Origin of the sequence: Amycolatopsis sp. NPDC101161 (assembly GCF_044768185.1) — a bacterium.
Taxonomy (GTDB): Bacteria; Actinomycetota; Actinomycetes; order Mycobacteriales; family Pseudonocardiaceae; genus Amycolatopsis.
This window is the reverse complement of sequence record NZ_JBIWPI010000001.1, coordinates 644,088-658,962: the sequence shown is the minus strand read 5'-3', so window position 1 is coordinate 658,962 and position 14,875 is coordinate 644,088. Positions and strand designations below refer to the sequence as shown.

Annotated in this window: 13 protein-coding genes; all 13 read right to left on the bottom strand. The window is 71.9% G+C overall.

Annotation, left to right across the window (positions count from 1 at the left end; all coding sequences use genetic code 11):
- Positions 1 to 14: 14 nt before the first annotated feature.
- Positions 15 to 2,111 carry a primosomal protein N' gene (locus tag ACIRSS_RS03220; RefSeq protein ID WP_400889976.1) on the bottom strand — a complete coding sequence of 699 codons (2,097 nt, stop codon included), beginning with the start codon at positions 2,109 to 2,111 and terminating at the stop codon, positions 15 to 17.
- A 90-nt stretch (positions 2,112 to 2,201) separates the two neighbouring features.
- A complete protein-coding gene (gene metK, locus ACIRSS_RS03215; protein ID WP_167379817.1) occupies positions 2,202 to 3,404 on the bottom strand; it encodes a methionine adenosyltransferase in 1,203 nt (400 codons plus the stop codon).
- A gap of 93 nt (positions 3,405 to 3,497) precedes the next feature.
- The gene (coaBC, locus tag ACIRSS_RS03210; RefSeq protein WP_400889974.1) at positions 3,498 to 4,718 is read right to left on the bottom strand and encodes a bifunctional phosphopantothenoylcysteine decarboxylase/phosphopantothenate--cysteine ligase CoaBC; all 1,221 of its coding nucleotides are present in this window, start codon (positions 4,716 to 4,718) and stop codon (positions 3,498 to 3,500) included.
- Positions 4,711 to 4,980: a DNA-directed RNA polymerase subunit omega gene (gene rpoZ, locus ACIRSS_RS03205; protein ID WP_308671079.1), complete on the bottom strand. Its 270-nt coding sequence runs from the start codon at positions 4,978 to 4,980 to the stop codon at positions 4,711 to 4,713. Before rpoZ ends, coaBC begins: the two co-directional genes overlap by 8 nt.
- A complete protein-coding gene (gene gmk, locus ACIRSS_RS03200) occupies positions 4,977 to 5,630 on the bottom strand; it encodes a guanylate kinase (protein WP_400889972.1) in 654 nt (217 codons plus the stop codon). The genes rpoZ and gmk overlap by 4 nt, the downstream gene beginning before the upstream one ends.
- Positions 5,627 to 5,944, bottom strand: a complete 318-nt coding sequence (mihF, locus tag ACIRSS_RS03195) for an integration host factor, actinobacterial type (RefSeq protein WP_003096398.1) — start codon at positions 5,942 to 5,944, stop codon at positions 5,627 to 5,629. Before mihF ends, gmk begins: the two co-directional genes overlap by 4 nt.
- A gap of 107 nt (positions 5,945 to 6,051) precedes the next feature.
- Positions 6,052 to 6,900: an orotidine-5'-phosphate decarboxylase gene (gene pyrF / locus ACIRSS_RS03190; RefSeq protein WP_400889970.1), complete on the bottom strand. Its 849-nt coding sequence runs from the start codon at positions 6,898 to 6,900 to the stop codon at positions 6,052 to 6,054.
- A complete protein-coding gene (gene carB, locus ACIRSS_RS03185; protein WP_400889968.1) occupies positions 6,897 to 10,211 on the bottom strand; it encodes a carbamoyl-phosphate synthase large subunit in 3,315 nt (1,104 codons plus the stop codon). Before carB ends, pyrF begins: the two co-directional genes overlap by 4 nt.
- Entirely contained in the window at positions 10,211 to 11,332 is a 1,122-nt protein-coding gene (gene carA / locus ACIRSS_RS03180) for a glutamine-hydrolyzing carbamoyl-phosphate synthase small subunit (protein WP_400889966.1), read from the bottom strand. Before carA ends, carB begins: the two co-directional genes overlap by 1 nt.
- Positions 11,329 to 11,823, bottom strand: a complete 495-nt coding sequence (locus tag ACIRSS_RS03175) for a transporter (protein WP_400889964.1) — start codon at positions 11,821 to 11,823, stop codon at positions 11,329 to 11,331. Before ACIRSS_RS03175 ends, carA begins: the two co-directional genes overlap by 4 nt.
- Positions 11,823 to 13,109 carry a dihydroorotase gene (locus ACIRSS_RS03170; RefSeq protein WP_400889962.1) on the bottom strand — a complete coding sequence of 429 codons (1,287 nt, stop codon included), beginning with the start codon at positions 13,107 to 13,109 and terminating at the stop codon, positions 11,823 to 11,825. Before ACIRSS_RS03170 ends, ACIRSS_RS03175 begins: the two co-directional genes overlap by 1 nt.
- Positions 13,106 to 14,038 carry an aspartate carbamoyltransferase catalytic subunit gene (locus ACIRSS_RS03165; RefSeq protein ID WP_400880152.1) on the bottom strand — a complete coding sequence of 311 codons (933 nt, stop codon included), beginning with the start codon at positions 14,036 to 14,038 and terminating at the stop codon, positions 13,106 to 13,108. Before ACIRSS_RS03165 ends, ACIRSS_RS03170 begins: the two co-directional genes overlap by 4 nt.
- Entirely contained in the window at positions 14,035 to 14,634 is a 600-nt protein-coding gene (gene pyrR, locus ACIRSS_RS03160; RefSeq protein ID WP_400889960.1) for a bifunctional pyr operon transcriptional regulator/uracil phosphoribosyltransferase PyrR, read from the bottom strand. The genes ACIRSS_RS03165 and pyrR overlap by 4 nt, the downstream gene beginning before the upstream one ends.
- Between the last annotated feature and the right edge of the window lie 241 nt (positions 14,635 to 14,875).

The window sequence follows — 14,875 nt, the reverse complement described above, 5'->3', positions numbered from 1 at the left end:
CTCCGCGGAGCGGATCAGATCAGGTCCAACGGGTCCAGCTGGATGCGAATCGGTTCCGTGGCCTTCTTCGCGTCCCGGCGGGCGGCCGCCGCGTGGATCGCCGACGACAGCGCCTTGCCCTCGGCGCGGGAAACCCTGACCAGCGCCCGTTCGCGAGATGCGTTGCCCTCCTCGTCCACCTCTCCCAGCGGCACCGGACCGAGCACCTCGCCGGACGGCGGCAACGGCAAGTCCGCCAGCAGCCCGGCCACCGCATCCGGGCTTCCCTCCACGCTCGCCATCCGCATCGCCGGGGGAAAGCCCAGCTCGCGTCGCTCCGCCAGCTCCTGACCCGCGTGCCACGCGGGATCCCAGCGCACCAGCGCCTGGACCACCGCCAAGCCCGCCTCGGCCCCGACGATCACCCGGCCACCGGAAGAACCGGGCCGCACCAACGCCGCCGCCGCCATCCAGCGGCGCAGCGTCTCCTCGCCCGCCCGCAAGTCCTGGCGGCCCAGCAACGCCCAGCCGTCCAGCAGCAGCGCCGCGCCGTAGCCGCCTTCGGCCACCGGCTCTGCCCCCGGTGTGCAGACCACCAGCGCCGGCTTGCCGGGGACCGACGCCAGGACCTCCGCCGCCCCCGATGTGCGGACCGGGATGCCCGGGAACGCGCGCCCCAGCTCTTCCGCCGTCCGCTTCGCACCCACGATCACCGCGCGCAGCCGCACCGAGCCGCACGCCGTGCAGCGGAACGCCGTCTCCGGGACGCCGCACCAGCGGCACGCCGGGGGCTTCGGCTGCCCGTCCACCGAACCGCCCGGCAGCGCCAGCGGCCCCGCGCACCGGCGGCAGTGGGCCGGCGTTCGGCAGTTTCCGCAAGCCAGCCCCGGGACGTACCCGCGCCGCGGGACCTGGATCAGTGCCGGGTGGCCCGCCGCGAACGCCTGGCGCGCCGCTTCGAACGCCACCGCCGGCAGGCGCGCCACCCGCGCCGCCTCGTCGCGGGCGACGTCGAAGTCCTCGCCGACCGGCGTGACGCGCGGGGCCGCGGACCGCAGCACCGTGCGGTCGGCCAGCACCGGCGCGGCCCAGCCCGACTCGACCAGCAGCTGCGCCTCGGCCGTCCGGGCGAACCCGCCGACCAGCAGCGACGCCTTCGCCGCGTGCGCGCGGTCCATCAGCACGTCCCGCACGTGCGGGTACGGCGCGTGCTGGTCGAGGTGCAGGTCGTCGCCGTCGTCCCAGACCACGAACAGGCCCGGGTCGTGCACCGGCGCGAACATCGCCGCCCGCGTGCCGACCACCACCCGCACCGCGCCGCGCAGCACCGCCAGCCAGCGCCGGTAGCGCTCCGCGGGCCCGAGGCCGGCGATCAGCGCCACGACGGCGTCCTCCCCCACGACCGCCGCGCACGCGTCGTGGACCCGGGTCAGGTCGCGGTGGTCCGGCACCACCAGCACCGCGCCCCGGCCCGACGCGGCCACCACGCCGGCGGCCTCGGCCAGCCGGCTCGGCCAGTCCTCGCCCGGCAGGGCCTGCCAGACGGCGTTCGCGGGCTTCCCCTCCCCCAGGGCCTCCAGGAACGCCGGACCGCGCTGGTAGCGCGCCCAGGCCGTCGTATCGGGCGCGTCCGGAGCAGCCGCGGGCGGCACGGCAGGCTCCGCTTCGGCCTTCGCGTGCCGGGGCGGGATCGCCAGGCGCAGGACGTCGGACAGCGTGCCGCCGTAGCGGTCGGCGACCGCCCGGCAGAGCGCGTGCAGCGACGGCGGCAGCACCGGCTCCGGCGAGGTGACGCGGTCGAGGAACGCCAGCTTGCTGCCGTAGTCGCTGGTCTCGCCGCGCTCGATCAGGTAGCCGTCGACGAGCTGCCCGGCGAACCGGACGCGCACCCGGCAGCCGGGCACGGCGGTCTCGTGCAGCTTCTCCGGCACGAGGTAGTCGAACGTGCGGTCCAGGTGCGCGAGGGGGATGTCGACGACGATCCGCGCGACGGGCCGCTCGGGCGCGGGCTTCTGCGCGCCCTTGGCCTTCGCGCCCGGCTTCGGCGGTTTCCGGGCACGCGAGGGGGCCGCCTTGGGGGCAGGCGGCGTCTCCGGGAGGTCCCAGAGAGCGGCGGGCTCGGAGCTACTCACGCCACGATCTCTACCAGACCCCTCCGACAGCCCGGACGCCAGGAAGGCCCACCCCGAGCTGCTCGGGGTGGGCCTTCACCGGATCGTGCGTCAGGCGCCGGCCGCGGCCTTCAGGGCCTCGGCGCGGGCGGTGCTCTCCCACGGCAGGTCGAGCTCGGGCCGGCCGAAGTGGCCGTACGCCGCCGTCGGGGCGTAGATCGGGCGCAGCAGGTCGAGGTCGCGGATGATCGCGGCGGGCCGCAGGTCGAAGACCTCGGTGATGGCCTGCTGGATCTTCGACGGGTCGACCGTCTCGGTCCCGAACGTCTCGACGAACAGGCCGACCGGGGCCGCCTTGCCGATCGCGTACGCGACCTGCACCTCGGTCCGCTGGGCCAGGCCCGCGGCGACGACGTTCTTGGCCACCCAGCGCATCGCGTACGCGGCGGAACGGTCGACCTTCGACGGGTCCTTGCCGGAGAACGCGCCGCCACCGTGGCGGGCCATGCCGCCGTAGGTGTCGACGATGATCTTGCGGCCGGTCAGGCCCGCGTCGCCCATCGGGCCGCCGATGACGAACCGGCCGGTCGGGTTGACCAGCAGCCGCGCGCCGGAGGTGTCGATGCCCAGGCCCTCGAGCTCGGGGCCGACGACGTGCTCCTTGACGTCGACGCTGAGCATCCGGTCGAGGTCGATGCCGTCGGCGTGCTGCGAGGACACGACGACCGTGTCGAGCCGGACCGGCTGGTCGCCGGCGTACTCGATGGTGACCTGGGTCTTGCCGTCCGGGCGCAGGTACGGCAGCACGCCGTCCTTGCGGACCGCGGTCAGCCGCTTCGACAGCCGGTGCGCGAGCGCGATCGGCAGCGGCATCAGCTCGGGGGTGTCCGAGCAGGCGTAGCCGAACATCAGGCCCTGGTCGCCGGCGCCCTGGCGGTTGATCTCGTCCTCGTCGGACTCGACCCGCGACTCGTAGGCGGTGTCGACGCCCTGCGCGATGTCGGCCGACTGGGAGCCGATCGCGACGTTGACGCCGCAGGAGTTGCCGTCGAAGCCCTTGGCCGAGGAGTCGTAGCCGATCTTCAGGATGACGTCGCGGACGATCGTGGGGATGTCGGCGTACGCCTCCGTGGTCACCTCGCCGGCGACGTGCACCTGGCCGGTGGTGATCAGGGTTTCGACCGCGACGCGGCTGCGCGGGTCCTTCGACAGCAGGCCGTCGAGGATCGAGTCGCTGATGGCGTCGCAAATCTTGTCGGGGTGCCCTTCGGTCACCGACTCCGAGGTGAACAATCTGCTGCTAGACGCGGTCACGGTGGCCGTCACTTCCTCACCTTGTCGTCGGATGCCCCGAAAGTTAGGCACCCCTTACCTGTGCAAGCGTACTGACTATCGCTCGGGGGACGGTCAACGCTTCATGAAGCTCACAACAGCGTCCCACAGAGTGGACGCCAGTTCAGCCTTCGCGCCGAGGGGTATGGGGATTTCCGTGCCGTCGGACCCGAGCAGCCAGCCCGAATTGTCCTCCGTGCCGAACGCCTTCCCGTCGCCGACGGCGTTCACCACCAGCAGATCCGCGCCTTTTCGCTTGAGCTTCACGCGGGCGTGGTCGAGGACGTCGCCGTGTTCGTCCCCCGTTTCCGCGGCGAATCCCACGACGACCTGACCGGGACGCCGGTTTCGCACCAATTCGGCGAGGATGTCGGCGTTGCGGTCGAGCGTGATCACCGGGTCGGGCTGGTCGTCCGACTTCTTGATCTTGTGGTCGGCCCGGTTCGCCGGCCGGAAGTCGGCGACGGCGGCGGCCATCACGACGACGTCGGCGCTCTCGGCCGCCGCGTGCACGGCCTGCCGCAGCTCCTCCGCTGTCGACACGTGCGAAACGGTCGCGCCCGCCGGGTCGGGCAGCGCGACGGTGTGCGCGGTGACCAGGGTGACCTCGGCGCCGCGCTGGGCGGCGACGCGGGCCAGCGCGTAGCCCTGCTTGCCGGACGAGCGGTTGCCGAGGTAGCGGACCGGGTCGAGGGGCTCGCGCGTGCCGCCGGCCGACACGACGACGCGGACGCCTTCGAGGTCGCGCGGGAGGGCGTCCGGGCGGGCCAGCAGCAGCTTGGCGAGGTCGACGATCTCGGCGGGGTTCGCGAGGCGGCCCTTGCCGGTGTCGACGCCGGTGAGGCGACCGGAGTCGGGCTCGGTGACGATGGCGCCGCGCGAGCGCAGCAGGGCCACGTTGTCGCGGGTCGCGGGGTGCTCCCACATCTCCGTGTGCATCGCCGGGAAGAAGGCGACCGGGCACCGGGCGGTGAGCAGGGTGTTCGTCAGCAGGTCGTCGGCGAGGCCGTGGGCGGCCTTGGCGAGGAGGTTCGCCGTGGCCGGGACGACCAGGACGAGGTCGGCTTCCTTGCCGACGCGGACGTGCTGGACCTCCGGTACCTCGGTGAACACGCCCGTGTGCACCGGGTGGCCGGAGAGGGCTTCGAAGGTGGCCGCGCCGACGAAGTTCAGCGCGGCTTCCGTGGGGACCACGCGGACGTCGTGACCGGACTCGGTCAGCCCGCGCAGGACCTCACAGGCCTTGTAGGCGGCGATCCCGCCGCCCACGCCCAGGACGACCTTGGGTTTACTCACCCTCGGTGTGCTCGAGCAGGCCGCCGTGGATCTCGCGCAGCGCGATCGAGAGCGGCTTCTCGCGCGGGCCCGGCTCGACGAGCGGGCCGACGTACTCGAGCAGGCCCTCGCCCAGCTGGGCGTAGTAGTCGTTGATCTGGCGGGCGCGCTTGGCCGAGTAGATCACCAGCGCGTACTTCGAGCTGACCTTCTCGAGCAGGTCGTCGATCGGGGGGTTGGTGATGCCCTCGAGCTCTTCGGTCAGGGTTACCTGGGTGGTCACGCGTGGTGCTCCGATTCGTCGGAAGACTGATCAGTTATCAAGTTTAGCAAGTGCTCGGCCGCCTCCCGCACGTCGGCGTTCACGAGGCGGTGGTCGAACTCCCCCGCCGCCGCCAGCTCGCGCTCCGCTTCGGCCAGCCGGGCCTGCACCGCGGCCTCGCTTTCGGTGCCGCGCCCGGTGAGCCGGCCGACCAGTTCCTCCCAGGACGGCGGCATCAGCATCACCAGCCGGGCCTCCGGCATCGCCGCGCGGACCTGGCGGGCGCCCTGCAGCTCGATCTCCAGGACGGCCGGGCGGCCCTCGGCGAGGGCCTTCTCGACGGGCTCGCGCGGGGTGCCGTAGCGGTTGCCCGCGAACTCGGCCCACTCCAGCAGCCTGCCGTCGGCGACCATGGCGTCGAACTCCGCCCGGTCGACGAAGTGGTAGTGCGCCCCGTCGATCTCACCGGGGCGTGCCTTGCGCGTGGTCACCGAGACGCTGAACCAGACGTCGGGCTCCAGCTTCCGCAGCTCGCCCACCACGCTCGACTTCCCGACCCCCGAAGGCCCCGATACGACGGTGAGCCGGTGCCGGGGGATGTCCCCCGCCACCGGCTCACTGCCGCGGTCGGTGCCCGGGTTCACCGGGTAGTCACGACCGGCGCCGTTCACTCGCCGCTGAACTCGGCCAGCAGCGCCTTGCGCTGCCGGTCGCCGAGGCCGCGAAGGCGACGGCTGGGGGCGATCTCCAGTCGTTCCATGGTCTGCTGCGCGCGGACCTTGCCGACGCCCGGGAGGGCCTCGAGCAGAGCCGAAACCTTCATCTTGCCGAGGACTTCGTTCTCCTCGGCCTGCTTCAGCACGTCGACCAGAGTGGTACCGCCCCGCTTCAGCCGCTCCTTCAGCTCAGCACGGATGCGGCGAGCGGCGGCGGCCTTCTCCAGCGCCGCAGCGCGCTGTTCCTCTGTCAGCTGGGGAAGTGCCACGTTTTCCTCCGGTAGTTCTCAAATCTGGGTGGGTGACGCGACGGTACCCACCCGTGAGCACCGGCCACAATGCGGGGGTGCCTGGTGGGACCCGGTTCCGGGCCCTGCTATTGGCCGTTTTCCTGCGGGTCGGCCAGCAGTTCGGCGACCCGTTCGACCGCTTGGCGCAAAGCCGCTTGCTCCGGACCGTGCTTCAGGATGTCCCGGGACGACGCGGGCAGCACGCCCGGCAGTCCCGCTCCGAAAAGCGCCTTCAAATCGGCCACAGTGGCTCCCTGGGCCCCGAAACCGGGCGCCAGCACCGGACCGTTCAGCCCGGAGAGATCCAGGTCCCCCGGCGCGATGGTGGCGCCGACGACGACCCCCACATCGCCGAGCGGTGCCGCGGATGCGTTGAGCGCCGCCGCGGAATCGACGATCGACTGGCCCACCGTGCGGCCGTCGGGGAGCTTCGCGTTCTGCACGGCGGCCGCTTCGGGGTTCGAAGTCCGCGCAAGCACGAAGATGCCGCGCCCCGCCGAGACGGCCGTTTCGGCGCATTGGGCCAAAGAGCCGAACCCGAGGTACGGCGAAACGGTGATCGCGTCGGCCGCGATCGCCGCCCCGTCGGCCACGTACGCGGCCGTGTACGCCGCCATCGTCGAGCCGATGTCGCCGCGCTTGACGTCCAGCAGCACCAGCGCACCCGCCTCGCGGGCCGTCTCGACGACCCGCTCCAGCACGCGGACGCCGGCCGCTCCGAAACTTTCGAAGAACGCCGACTGCGGCTTCACGACCGCCGCGCGGGCCGCCAGGACCTCCGTGGCGGACAGCGCGAACCGCTCCAGGCCCGACGCGTCGACCGGGAGCCCCCAGGCCTCGAGGAGGCCCGGGTGGGGGTCGATCCCGGCGCACAGCGGGCCCCGGGCCGCGACGGCCTTCGCCAGCCGCGCCCCGAACCGCTCCCGCGTGCTCACGACCGCGCCTTCAGCGCCGCCTGGAGCTCCTGCAGGGACTTGACCCCGATGTCGCCCCGGATCAGCGCTTCGATGCCGTGCACGGCCGCCGCGGCGCCCTGGACGGTCGTCACGCACGGGATGTCGCGGGACACCGCCGCGGTGCGGATTTCGTAACCGTCGACGCGCGGACCGCTGTTCCCGTAGGGAGTGTTGATCACCATGTCGACATCGCCCGCGAGGATGACGTCCACGATGTTCGGCTCGGCTTCGGTCGAACCCTCGTAGTGCTTGCGCACGACCGTGCACGCGACCCCGTTGCGCCGCAGCACTTCCGCGGTGCCGGACGTGGCGAGGATCTCGAACCCGAGGTCCGCCAGGCGCTTCACCGGGAAGACGAGCGAGCGCTTGTCGCGGTTGGCGACCGAGACGAACACGCGCCCGGACGTCGGCAGCGAGCCGTAGGCACCACTCTGCGACTTGGCGAACGCCTTGCCGAAGGAGACATCGACGCCCATCACCTCGCCGGTGGACTTCATCTCCGGGCCCAGCAAGGAATCCACGCCGTGGCCTTCCGGGGTGCGGAAGCGGTGGAAGGGCAGGACCGCTTCCTTGACCGCGACCGGCGAGTCGGCCGGCATCCGCCCGCCGTCGCCCTCGGCCGGCAGGACGCCGCTCGCGCGCAGGTCCTTGATCGTCGAGCCGGTCATGATCAGCGCGGCGGCCTTGGCCAGCGGCACGGCCGTCGCCTTGGACACGAACGGCACCGTGCGCGACGCGCGGGGGTTGGCCTCCAGGACGTACAGGACGTCGTCCTTGAGCGCGTACTGGACGTTCAGGAGCCCCCGCACGCCCACCCCGCGGGCGATCGCCTCGGTCGAGCGGCGGACAGCCTGCAGGTCCGTGTGCCCGAGCGTGATCGGCGGCAGCGCGCAGGAGGAGTCGCCGGAGTGGATCCCGGCCTCCTCGATGTGCTCCATGACGCCGCCGAGGTAGAGCTCCTCGCCGTCGAACAGCGCGTCGACGTCGATTTCGATGGCGTCGTCGAGGAAGCGGTCCACCAGCACCGGGTGCTCGGGGTTGATCTCCGTGGCGCGGCTGATGTAGCCGGCCAGGGTCTCCTCGTCGTAGACGATCTCCATGCCGCGGCCGCCGAGGACGTACGACGGCCGGACGAGCACCGGGTAGCCGATCTCGTCGGCGATCCGCTTGGCGCCCTCGAAGGACGTCGCCGTGCCGTAGCGCGGCGCGGGCAGCCCGGCGTCGGTGAGGACCTCGCCGAACGCGCCGCGGTCCTCGGCCAGGTTGATCGCCTCCGGCGGCGTCCCGACCACCGGCACGCCGGCGTCGGCGAGCCGCTTGGCCAGGCCCAGCGGGGTCTGGCCGCCGAGCTGGACGATGACGCCGGCGACCGTGCCGGACGCCTGCTCGGCGTGCACGACCTCGAGGACGTCCTCGAAGGACAGCGGCTCGAAGTACAGCCGGTCGGACGTGTCGTAGTCGGTGGACACGGTTTCCGGGTTGCAGTTGACCATGACGGCCTCGAACCCGGCCTCCCGCAACGCGATCGCCGCGTGCACGCAGGAGTAGTCGAACTCGATGCCCTGCCCGATCCGGTTCGGGCCGGAGCCGAGGATGAGCACCTTCGGCTTGTCGCCCTGCGCGGCCACTTCGGACTGCGCTTCCGGGTCGGACTCGTAGGCCGAGTAGTGGTACGGCGTCTTGGCCGCGAACTCGGCCGCGCAGGTGTCGACGGTCTTGAACACCGGCCGCACGCCGAGGCGGTGGCGCAGCGCGCGGACGCCGTCCTCGCCGGCCAGTTCCGGCCGCAGCGCGGCGATCTGGCGGTCCGAGAGCCCGGTGCGCTTGGCGCGGCGGAGCAGCTCCCCGTCCAGCACGGGCGCGTCGCGGACCTCGGCGCCGACCTCGCCGATGAGGGCGATCTGGTCGATGAACCACGGGTCGATGCCGGAGGCCTCGTGGACTTCCTGCACCGAAGCACCCAGCCGCAGCGCGCGTTCCACTTCGTACAGCCGGCCTTCGTGCGGCGTGCGCAGCGAGTCCAAAGTGGACTCCACGGTCGCGCCCCCGGGGTCGGGCAGCGTCCAGAACCCGGTCGCCTTCGTCTCGATCGACCGCATCACCTTGCCGAGCGCCTCGGGGAAGCTGCGGCCGAACGACATCGCCTCGCCGACGCTCTTCATCGTCGTGGTCAGCGTCGGGTCCGCGCCCGGGAACTTCTCGAAGGCGAACCGCGGCATCTTCACGACGACGTAGTCCAGCGCGGGCTCGAACGACGCCGGCGTCTCACCGGTGATGTCGTTCCGGATCTCATCGAGGGTGTAGCCGATGGCGAGCTTCGCGGCGATCTTGGCGATCGGGAAACCGGTCGCCTTCGACGCCAGCGCGGAGCTTCGCGAAACGCGGGGGTTCATCTCGATGACGACCATCCGGCCGTCGGCCGGGTTGATCGCGAACTGGATGTTGCAGCCGCCGGTGTCGACGCCGACCTCGCGCAGCACCGCGATGCCGACGTCGCGCATCACCTGGTACTCGCGGTCGGTGAGCGTCATGGTCGGGGCGACAGTGACCGAGTCGCCGGTGTGCACGCCCATCGCGTCGACGTTCTCGATCGAGCAGACGACCACGACGTTGTCGCTCTTGTCGCGCATCAGCTCGAGCTCGTACTCCTTCCAGCCGAGCACGCTCTCCTCGATGAGCACCTCGGTGACCGGGGACTCGGTGAGCCCGGTGGACGCGAGCCGCTCGAGGTCCTCGGGCGTGTGCGCCATGCCGGACCCGAGCCCGCCCATGGTGAACGACGGCCGGATGACGACCGGGAGCCCCAGCTCCTTGACGGTGTCGCGGACCTCGTCCATGTCGTGGCAGACGCGGGAGCGCGGGACCTCGGCGCCGATGGTGCGCACGATGTCCTTGAACTTCTGCCGGTCCTCGCCGCGCTGGATGGCGTCGATGTCGGCGCCGATCAGCTCGACGCCGTACTTGTCGAGCACGCCGCGCTCGTGCAGCGCGACCGCGCAGTTCAGCGCGGTCTGCCCGCCGAGGGTCGCCAGGATCGCGTCGGGGCGCTCTTCGGCGATGACCTTCTCGACGAAGTCCGGCGTGACCGGCTCGATGTAGGTGGCGTCGGCGAACTCGGGGTCGGTCATGATGGTGGCCGGGTTCGAGTTCACCAGGGAGACGCGCAGGCCTTCGCTGCGCAGCACCCGGCAGGCCTGGGTCCCGGAGTAGTCGAACTCCGCGGCCTGCCCGATCACGATCGGCCCGGAGCCGATCACCAGCACGTGCTGGATGTCCGTCCTCTTCGGCATCAGGCCTTCTTCTCCATGAGCGAAACGAAATCGTCGAACAGGGGGGCCGCGTCGTGCGGGCCGGCCGCGGCTTCGGGGTGGTACTGCACCGAGAACGCCGGGACGTCGAAGGCCCGCAGGCCCTCGACCGCGCCGTCGTTGGCGCAGTAGTGGCTGACCTGAGCCGCGCCGAAGGGCGACTCGAAGCGCTGCCCGGGCTCGCCTTCGAGGGCGAAGCCGTGGTTCTGCGCGGTGATCGCGACCCGCTGGGTCGCGACGTCGATCACCGGGATGTTGATGCCGCGGTGGCCGTAGCGCATCTTGTACGTCCCCAGGCCGAGCGCGCGGCCCAGGACCTGGTTGCCGAAGCAGATGCCGAACAGCGGGAGCTCGCGGCCGAGGACCTGCTTGGTCAGCTCGGTGGCGTGCGTCGTCGTGGCCGGGTCGCCCGGGCCGTTCGACAGGAAGACGCCGTCCGGCTCGACCGCCAGCAGCTCGTCCAGCGTCGACGTCGAGGGCAGCACGTGCACCTCGATGCCGCGCTTGACCATCTGGCGCGGGGTGTTGGACTTGATGCCCAGGTCCAGCGCGACGACCCGGAAGCGCGTCTCGCCCTCGGGCGAGATGACGTACGGCTTGGGCGTGGTGACCTGGCCCGCCAGGTCGGCGCCCTCCATCTTCGGGCTGGCCAGCACCTCGGCGACCATCTCGTCGACGGTGCCCAGCGCGTCGCCGGAGAAGACCCCGGCGCGCATCGCGCCGAGCTCGCGCAGGTGGCGGGTCAGCGAGCGGGTGTCGACCTCGGCGATGCCGACGACGCCCTGGTTCACCAGCTCCTCGTCCAGCGTGCGCTTGGAGCGCCAGTTGGACGGCGTGCGCGCGGGGTCGCGCACCACGTAGCCGTTGACCCAGATCTTCGAGGACTCGTCGTCCTCGTCGTTCCAGCCGGTGTTGCCGATCTGCGGCGCGGTCTGCACCACGATCTGCCCGTGGTAGGACGGGTCGGTCAGCGTCTCCTGGTAGCCGGTCATGCCGGTGCAGAACACCGCCTCGCCGAGGGTTCGCCCCTGCGCGCCGTAGGCAGCGCCGCGGAACACCCGGCCGTCTTCGAGTACCAGTGCGGCCTGAGCGCGCGCGTTCACTGGGCACCTCCCTTGATCTTGAGCTGTTCGATCCACTGTGGATAGTCGTCGAGGTCGTCGCCGCGGAAGCCGGTGTCCAGCTCGGCGTCGCCGAGCCGCCAGGTGAGCACCAGCAGCGCGTCGGTGCCCATCACCTTCCCGGCGATCTTCGTGTCCCGCCGGACGCCGGTGACGGCGTCGCGCGGGATCCAGAAGTCGGGCGCTCCCCCGCGTTCGACCGCGATCCCGTCGGCGTGCAGGCGCCACACCGCGCCGGTGCGCAGCCCCGCGCCGCGGGTGACGATCCGGTTCTGCCACTCCCCCGCGACCGTCGTCGCCAGGTAGACGCCGGTCGACTCCAGCAGCACCTCGCCGGTGTCTTCGGGGATGGCGGGGAACGGCGGCACCTGGGCGCTCTGCGAGCGGGACTTGCGCCGCCAGCCGACGTACATGCCCCAGAGGCAGAGCAGGAAGAAGGCGACGATCGCCAGCACCAGCCAAAGGCGTTCCATCAGCAGATCTTCCCGTCCCGGGCGGTGACCCGCCCGCGCAGCAGCGTGGCGGTCACCACGCCGGGCAGCCGCATTCCCTCGTACGGGGTGTTGGCCGCGATGCTGGCCAGCTCGGCGCCCCGGACCGTCCACCCGGCGTCCGGGTCGACGAGCGCCAGGTTCGCCGGCTCGCTGACCGCGATCGGCCGGCCCTGGTCGGCGAGGTTGCCGATCTCGGCCGGGCGCTCGCTCATCACGCGGGCGACGCCGCGCCAGTCGAGCAGGCCGGTGCGGACCATGGTTTCGGCCACGATCGACAGGGCCGTCTGGAGCCCCAGCATGCCCGGCCGGGCCGCGGTCCACTCGGTGTCCTTGTCCTGCACGGCGTGCGGCGCGTGGTCGGTGGCGACGCAGTCGATGACACCCTCGGCGAGCGCGGCCCGCAGCTTCTCGGCGTCGGACTCCGTGCGCAGCGGCGGGTTCACCTTGTTGACCGGGTCGTAGGTGGCCAGGCGCTCGTCGGTGAGCAGCAGGTGGTGCGGGGTGACCTCGGCCGACACCTTCGTGCCGCGGTCCTTCGCCCAGCGCAGCACGTCCGCCGTGCCCGACGTCGAGACGTGGCAGACGTGCAGCCGCGCGTTGGCGTGCAGTGCCAGGAGGCAGTCGCGGGCGACGATGGACTCCTCGGCGGCGGCGGGCCAGCCGGTGTAGCCCAGCCGGGCCGCGCGCTCGCCCTCGTGGGCCTGGGCGCCAACGGTCAGCCGCGGCTCCTCGGCGTGCTGGGCGATGACGGCGTCCAGTGCGGTCGAGTACTCCAGCGCGCGGCGCATGAGCAGCGGGTCGGCGACGCAGAGGCCGTCGTCGGAGAACACCGTCACCCGGGCCTGCGCGTTCGCCATGGTGCCCAGCTCGGCGAGCTTCTCGCCCTTGAGCCCGACGGTGACCGCGCCGACCGGGTGGACGTCGACCAGGCCGACCTCCTGCCCGCGGCGCCACACGTGGTCGACGACCACGGCGTTGTCGGCGACCGGGCTCGTGTTGGCCATGGCGAACACCGCGGTGTAGCCACCGAGCGCCGCGGCGGCCGAGCCGGTGTCGATGGTCTCGGTGTCCTCGCGGCCGGGTTCGCGCAGGTGGGTGTGCAGGTCGACGAAGCCGGGCAGCAGTACCTGACCGGCGGCTTCGATGATTTCGGCGTCTTCGGGTGCTTGGACGGTGCCGATCCCGGTGATCACCCCGTCCTCGATCAGGACGTCGACCGGGTCACCCTCGCCGTAGGGGCGGGCGCCCTTGATCACGGTGCTCACGCGGCGGCTCCTTCGCTGGCCAGGAGGTGGTAGAGGACCGCCATGCGCACGTGGACGCCGTTGCGGACCTGTTCGGTGATGGCCGAGGCTGGGGAGTCGGCGACCGCGCTCGCGATCTCCATCCCGCGCAGCATCGGGCCGGGGTGCAGCACGACCGCGTGGTCCGGCAGCAGCTTCTGCCGCTTTTCCGAGAGGCCGTACGCGATCGAGTACTCGCGGGCGCTCGGGAAGAACCCGCCGTGCATGCGTTCCGCCTGGACGCGCAGCATCATGACCGCGTCGACCGCGGGCAGCTCGGCGTCCAGGTCGTGCGAGACGGTGACCGGCAAGCTCTCGACGCCGTAGGGCAGCAGTGTCGGCGGCGCGACCAGCACCACCTCCGCGCCGAGCGCCGAGAGCAGGTGGATGTTCGAACGGGCGACGCGGCTGTGCAGGACGTCCCCGACGATCGCGACCCGGCGGTCCTTCAGCGAGCCGAGGCGCTCGCGCAGGGTCGCCGCGTCGAGCAGGGCCTGCGTCGGGTGCTCGTGGGTGCCGTCGCCGGCGTTGACCACCGAGGTGCCCGGCTCGGCCAGCCACTCCGAGAGCCGCTGGGCGGCGCCGCTGGCGGGGTGCCGGACGATCACGCAGTCGGCGCCCGCGGCGGCCAGCGTCAGGGCCGTGTCGCGCAGGGATTCGCCCTTGTTGACCGAGGAGCTGGACGCGGAGACGTTGATCACGTCCGCGCTCATCCACTTCCCGGCGATCTCGAACGACACCCGGGTGCGGGTCGAGTTCTCGTAGAACAGGGTGATCACCGTGCGGCCGCGCAGCGTCGGCAGCTTCTTGACCTCGCGGCCGAGCAGCGTGTGCTTCAGCTCGTCGGCGGTGTCGAGCACGGCCGTGGCGACCGCCGGGTCCAGGCCGTCGGTGGCGAGCAGGTGCTTCACGAGTCCTCTCCAGGGGCTTCCGACGGGCGCAGCAGCACCGCGTCGCGGCCGTCGATCTCGGCCAGCAGGACGGACACACCCTCGGTGCGCGCGGTCGGGACGTTCTTGCCCACGTAGTCGGCGCGGATCGGCAGCTCGCGGTGACCGCGGTCGACCAGCACGGCCAGCTGCACCGCGCGGGGGCGGCCGTGATCACGGAGGGCATCGAGCGCGGCCCGGATCGTCCGGCCGGAGAAGAGCACGTCGTCGACCAGGATCACCACGCGGTCGTCGATGCCGTCGGCGGGCAGCTGCGTCTGTTCGAGCGCGCGCGGCGGCCGGCGGCGGAGGTCGTCCCGGTAGAGGGTGATGTCGAGGGCGCCGGCGGGCGGGCGGACCCCGGAGAACTCGCCGATCTTGTCTGCCAGCCGGACGGCGAGCGGGGTGCCGCGGGACGGGATCCCGAGCAACACGGGCGGGGTAGTGCTTTCCGCACCGTTCGCGGTCTTTTCGATGACCTGATGGGCCATTCGGGCGATCGTGCGCGCGACATCGCCGGCCGTCAGGAGCTCGCGCTCCCCGGCCGAACCAGCCGCGCCACGCGGACGTGACGACACTTCGGACTCCTTCCCCGCCTCACCGGACGGGTCCTTAAAGGACGTCTGTTCCCCTGCTGGTCGGGGCTTTCCCACCGACAGTAGCAGGCACTTTGCTCAGTCTTACGGGTGGTGTGGCGTGATTCGCGGCAAGCTCGCGCTTGACCTGGTGACAACAATGCGTAACCATTACTCTGAGTATTCGACTCGAAGAGTCCCCTGGACCGGTCACCCCGACCGGGAGGGGGTGGAGAACGGAGAA

Excerpts from the sequence above, each read along its gene's own strand:
- ACIRSS_RS03175 (WP_400889964.1), bottom strand. The coding sequence starts at position 11,823 with ATGGAACGCCTTTGGCTGGTGCTGGCGATCGTCGCCTTCTTCCTGCTC.
- carB (WP_400889968.1), bottom strand. The coding sequence starts at position 10,211 with ATGCCGAAGAGGACGGACATCCAGCACGTGCTGGTGATCGGCTCCGGG.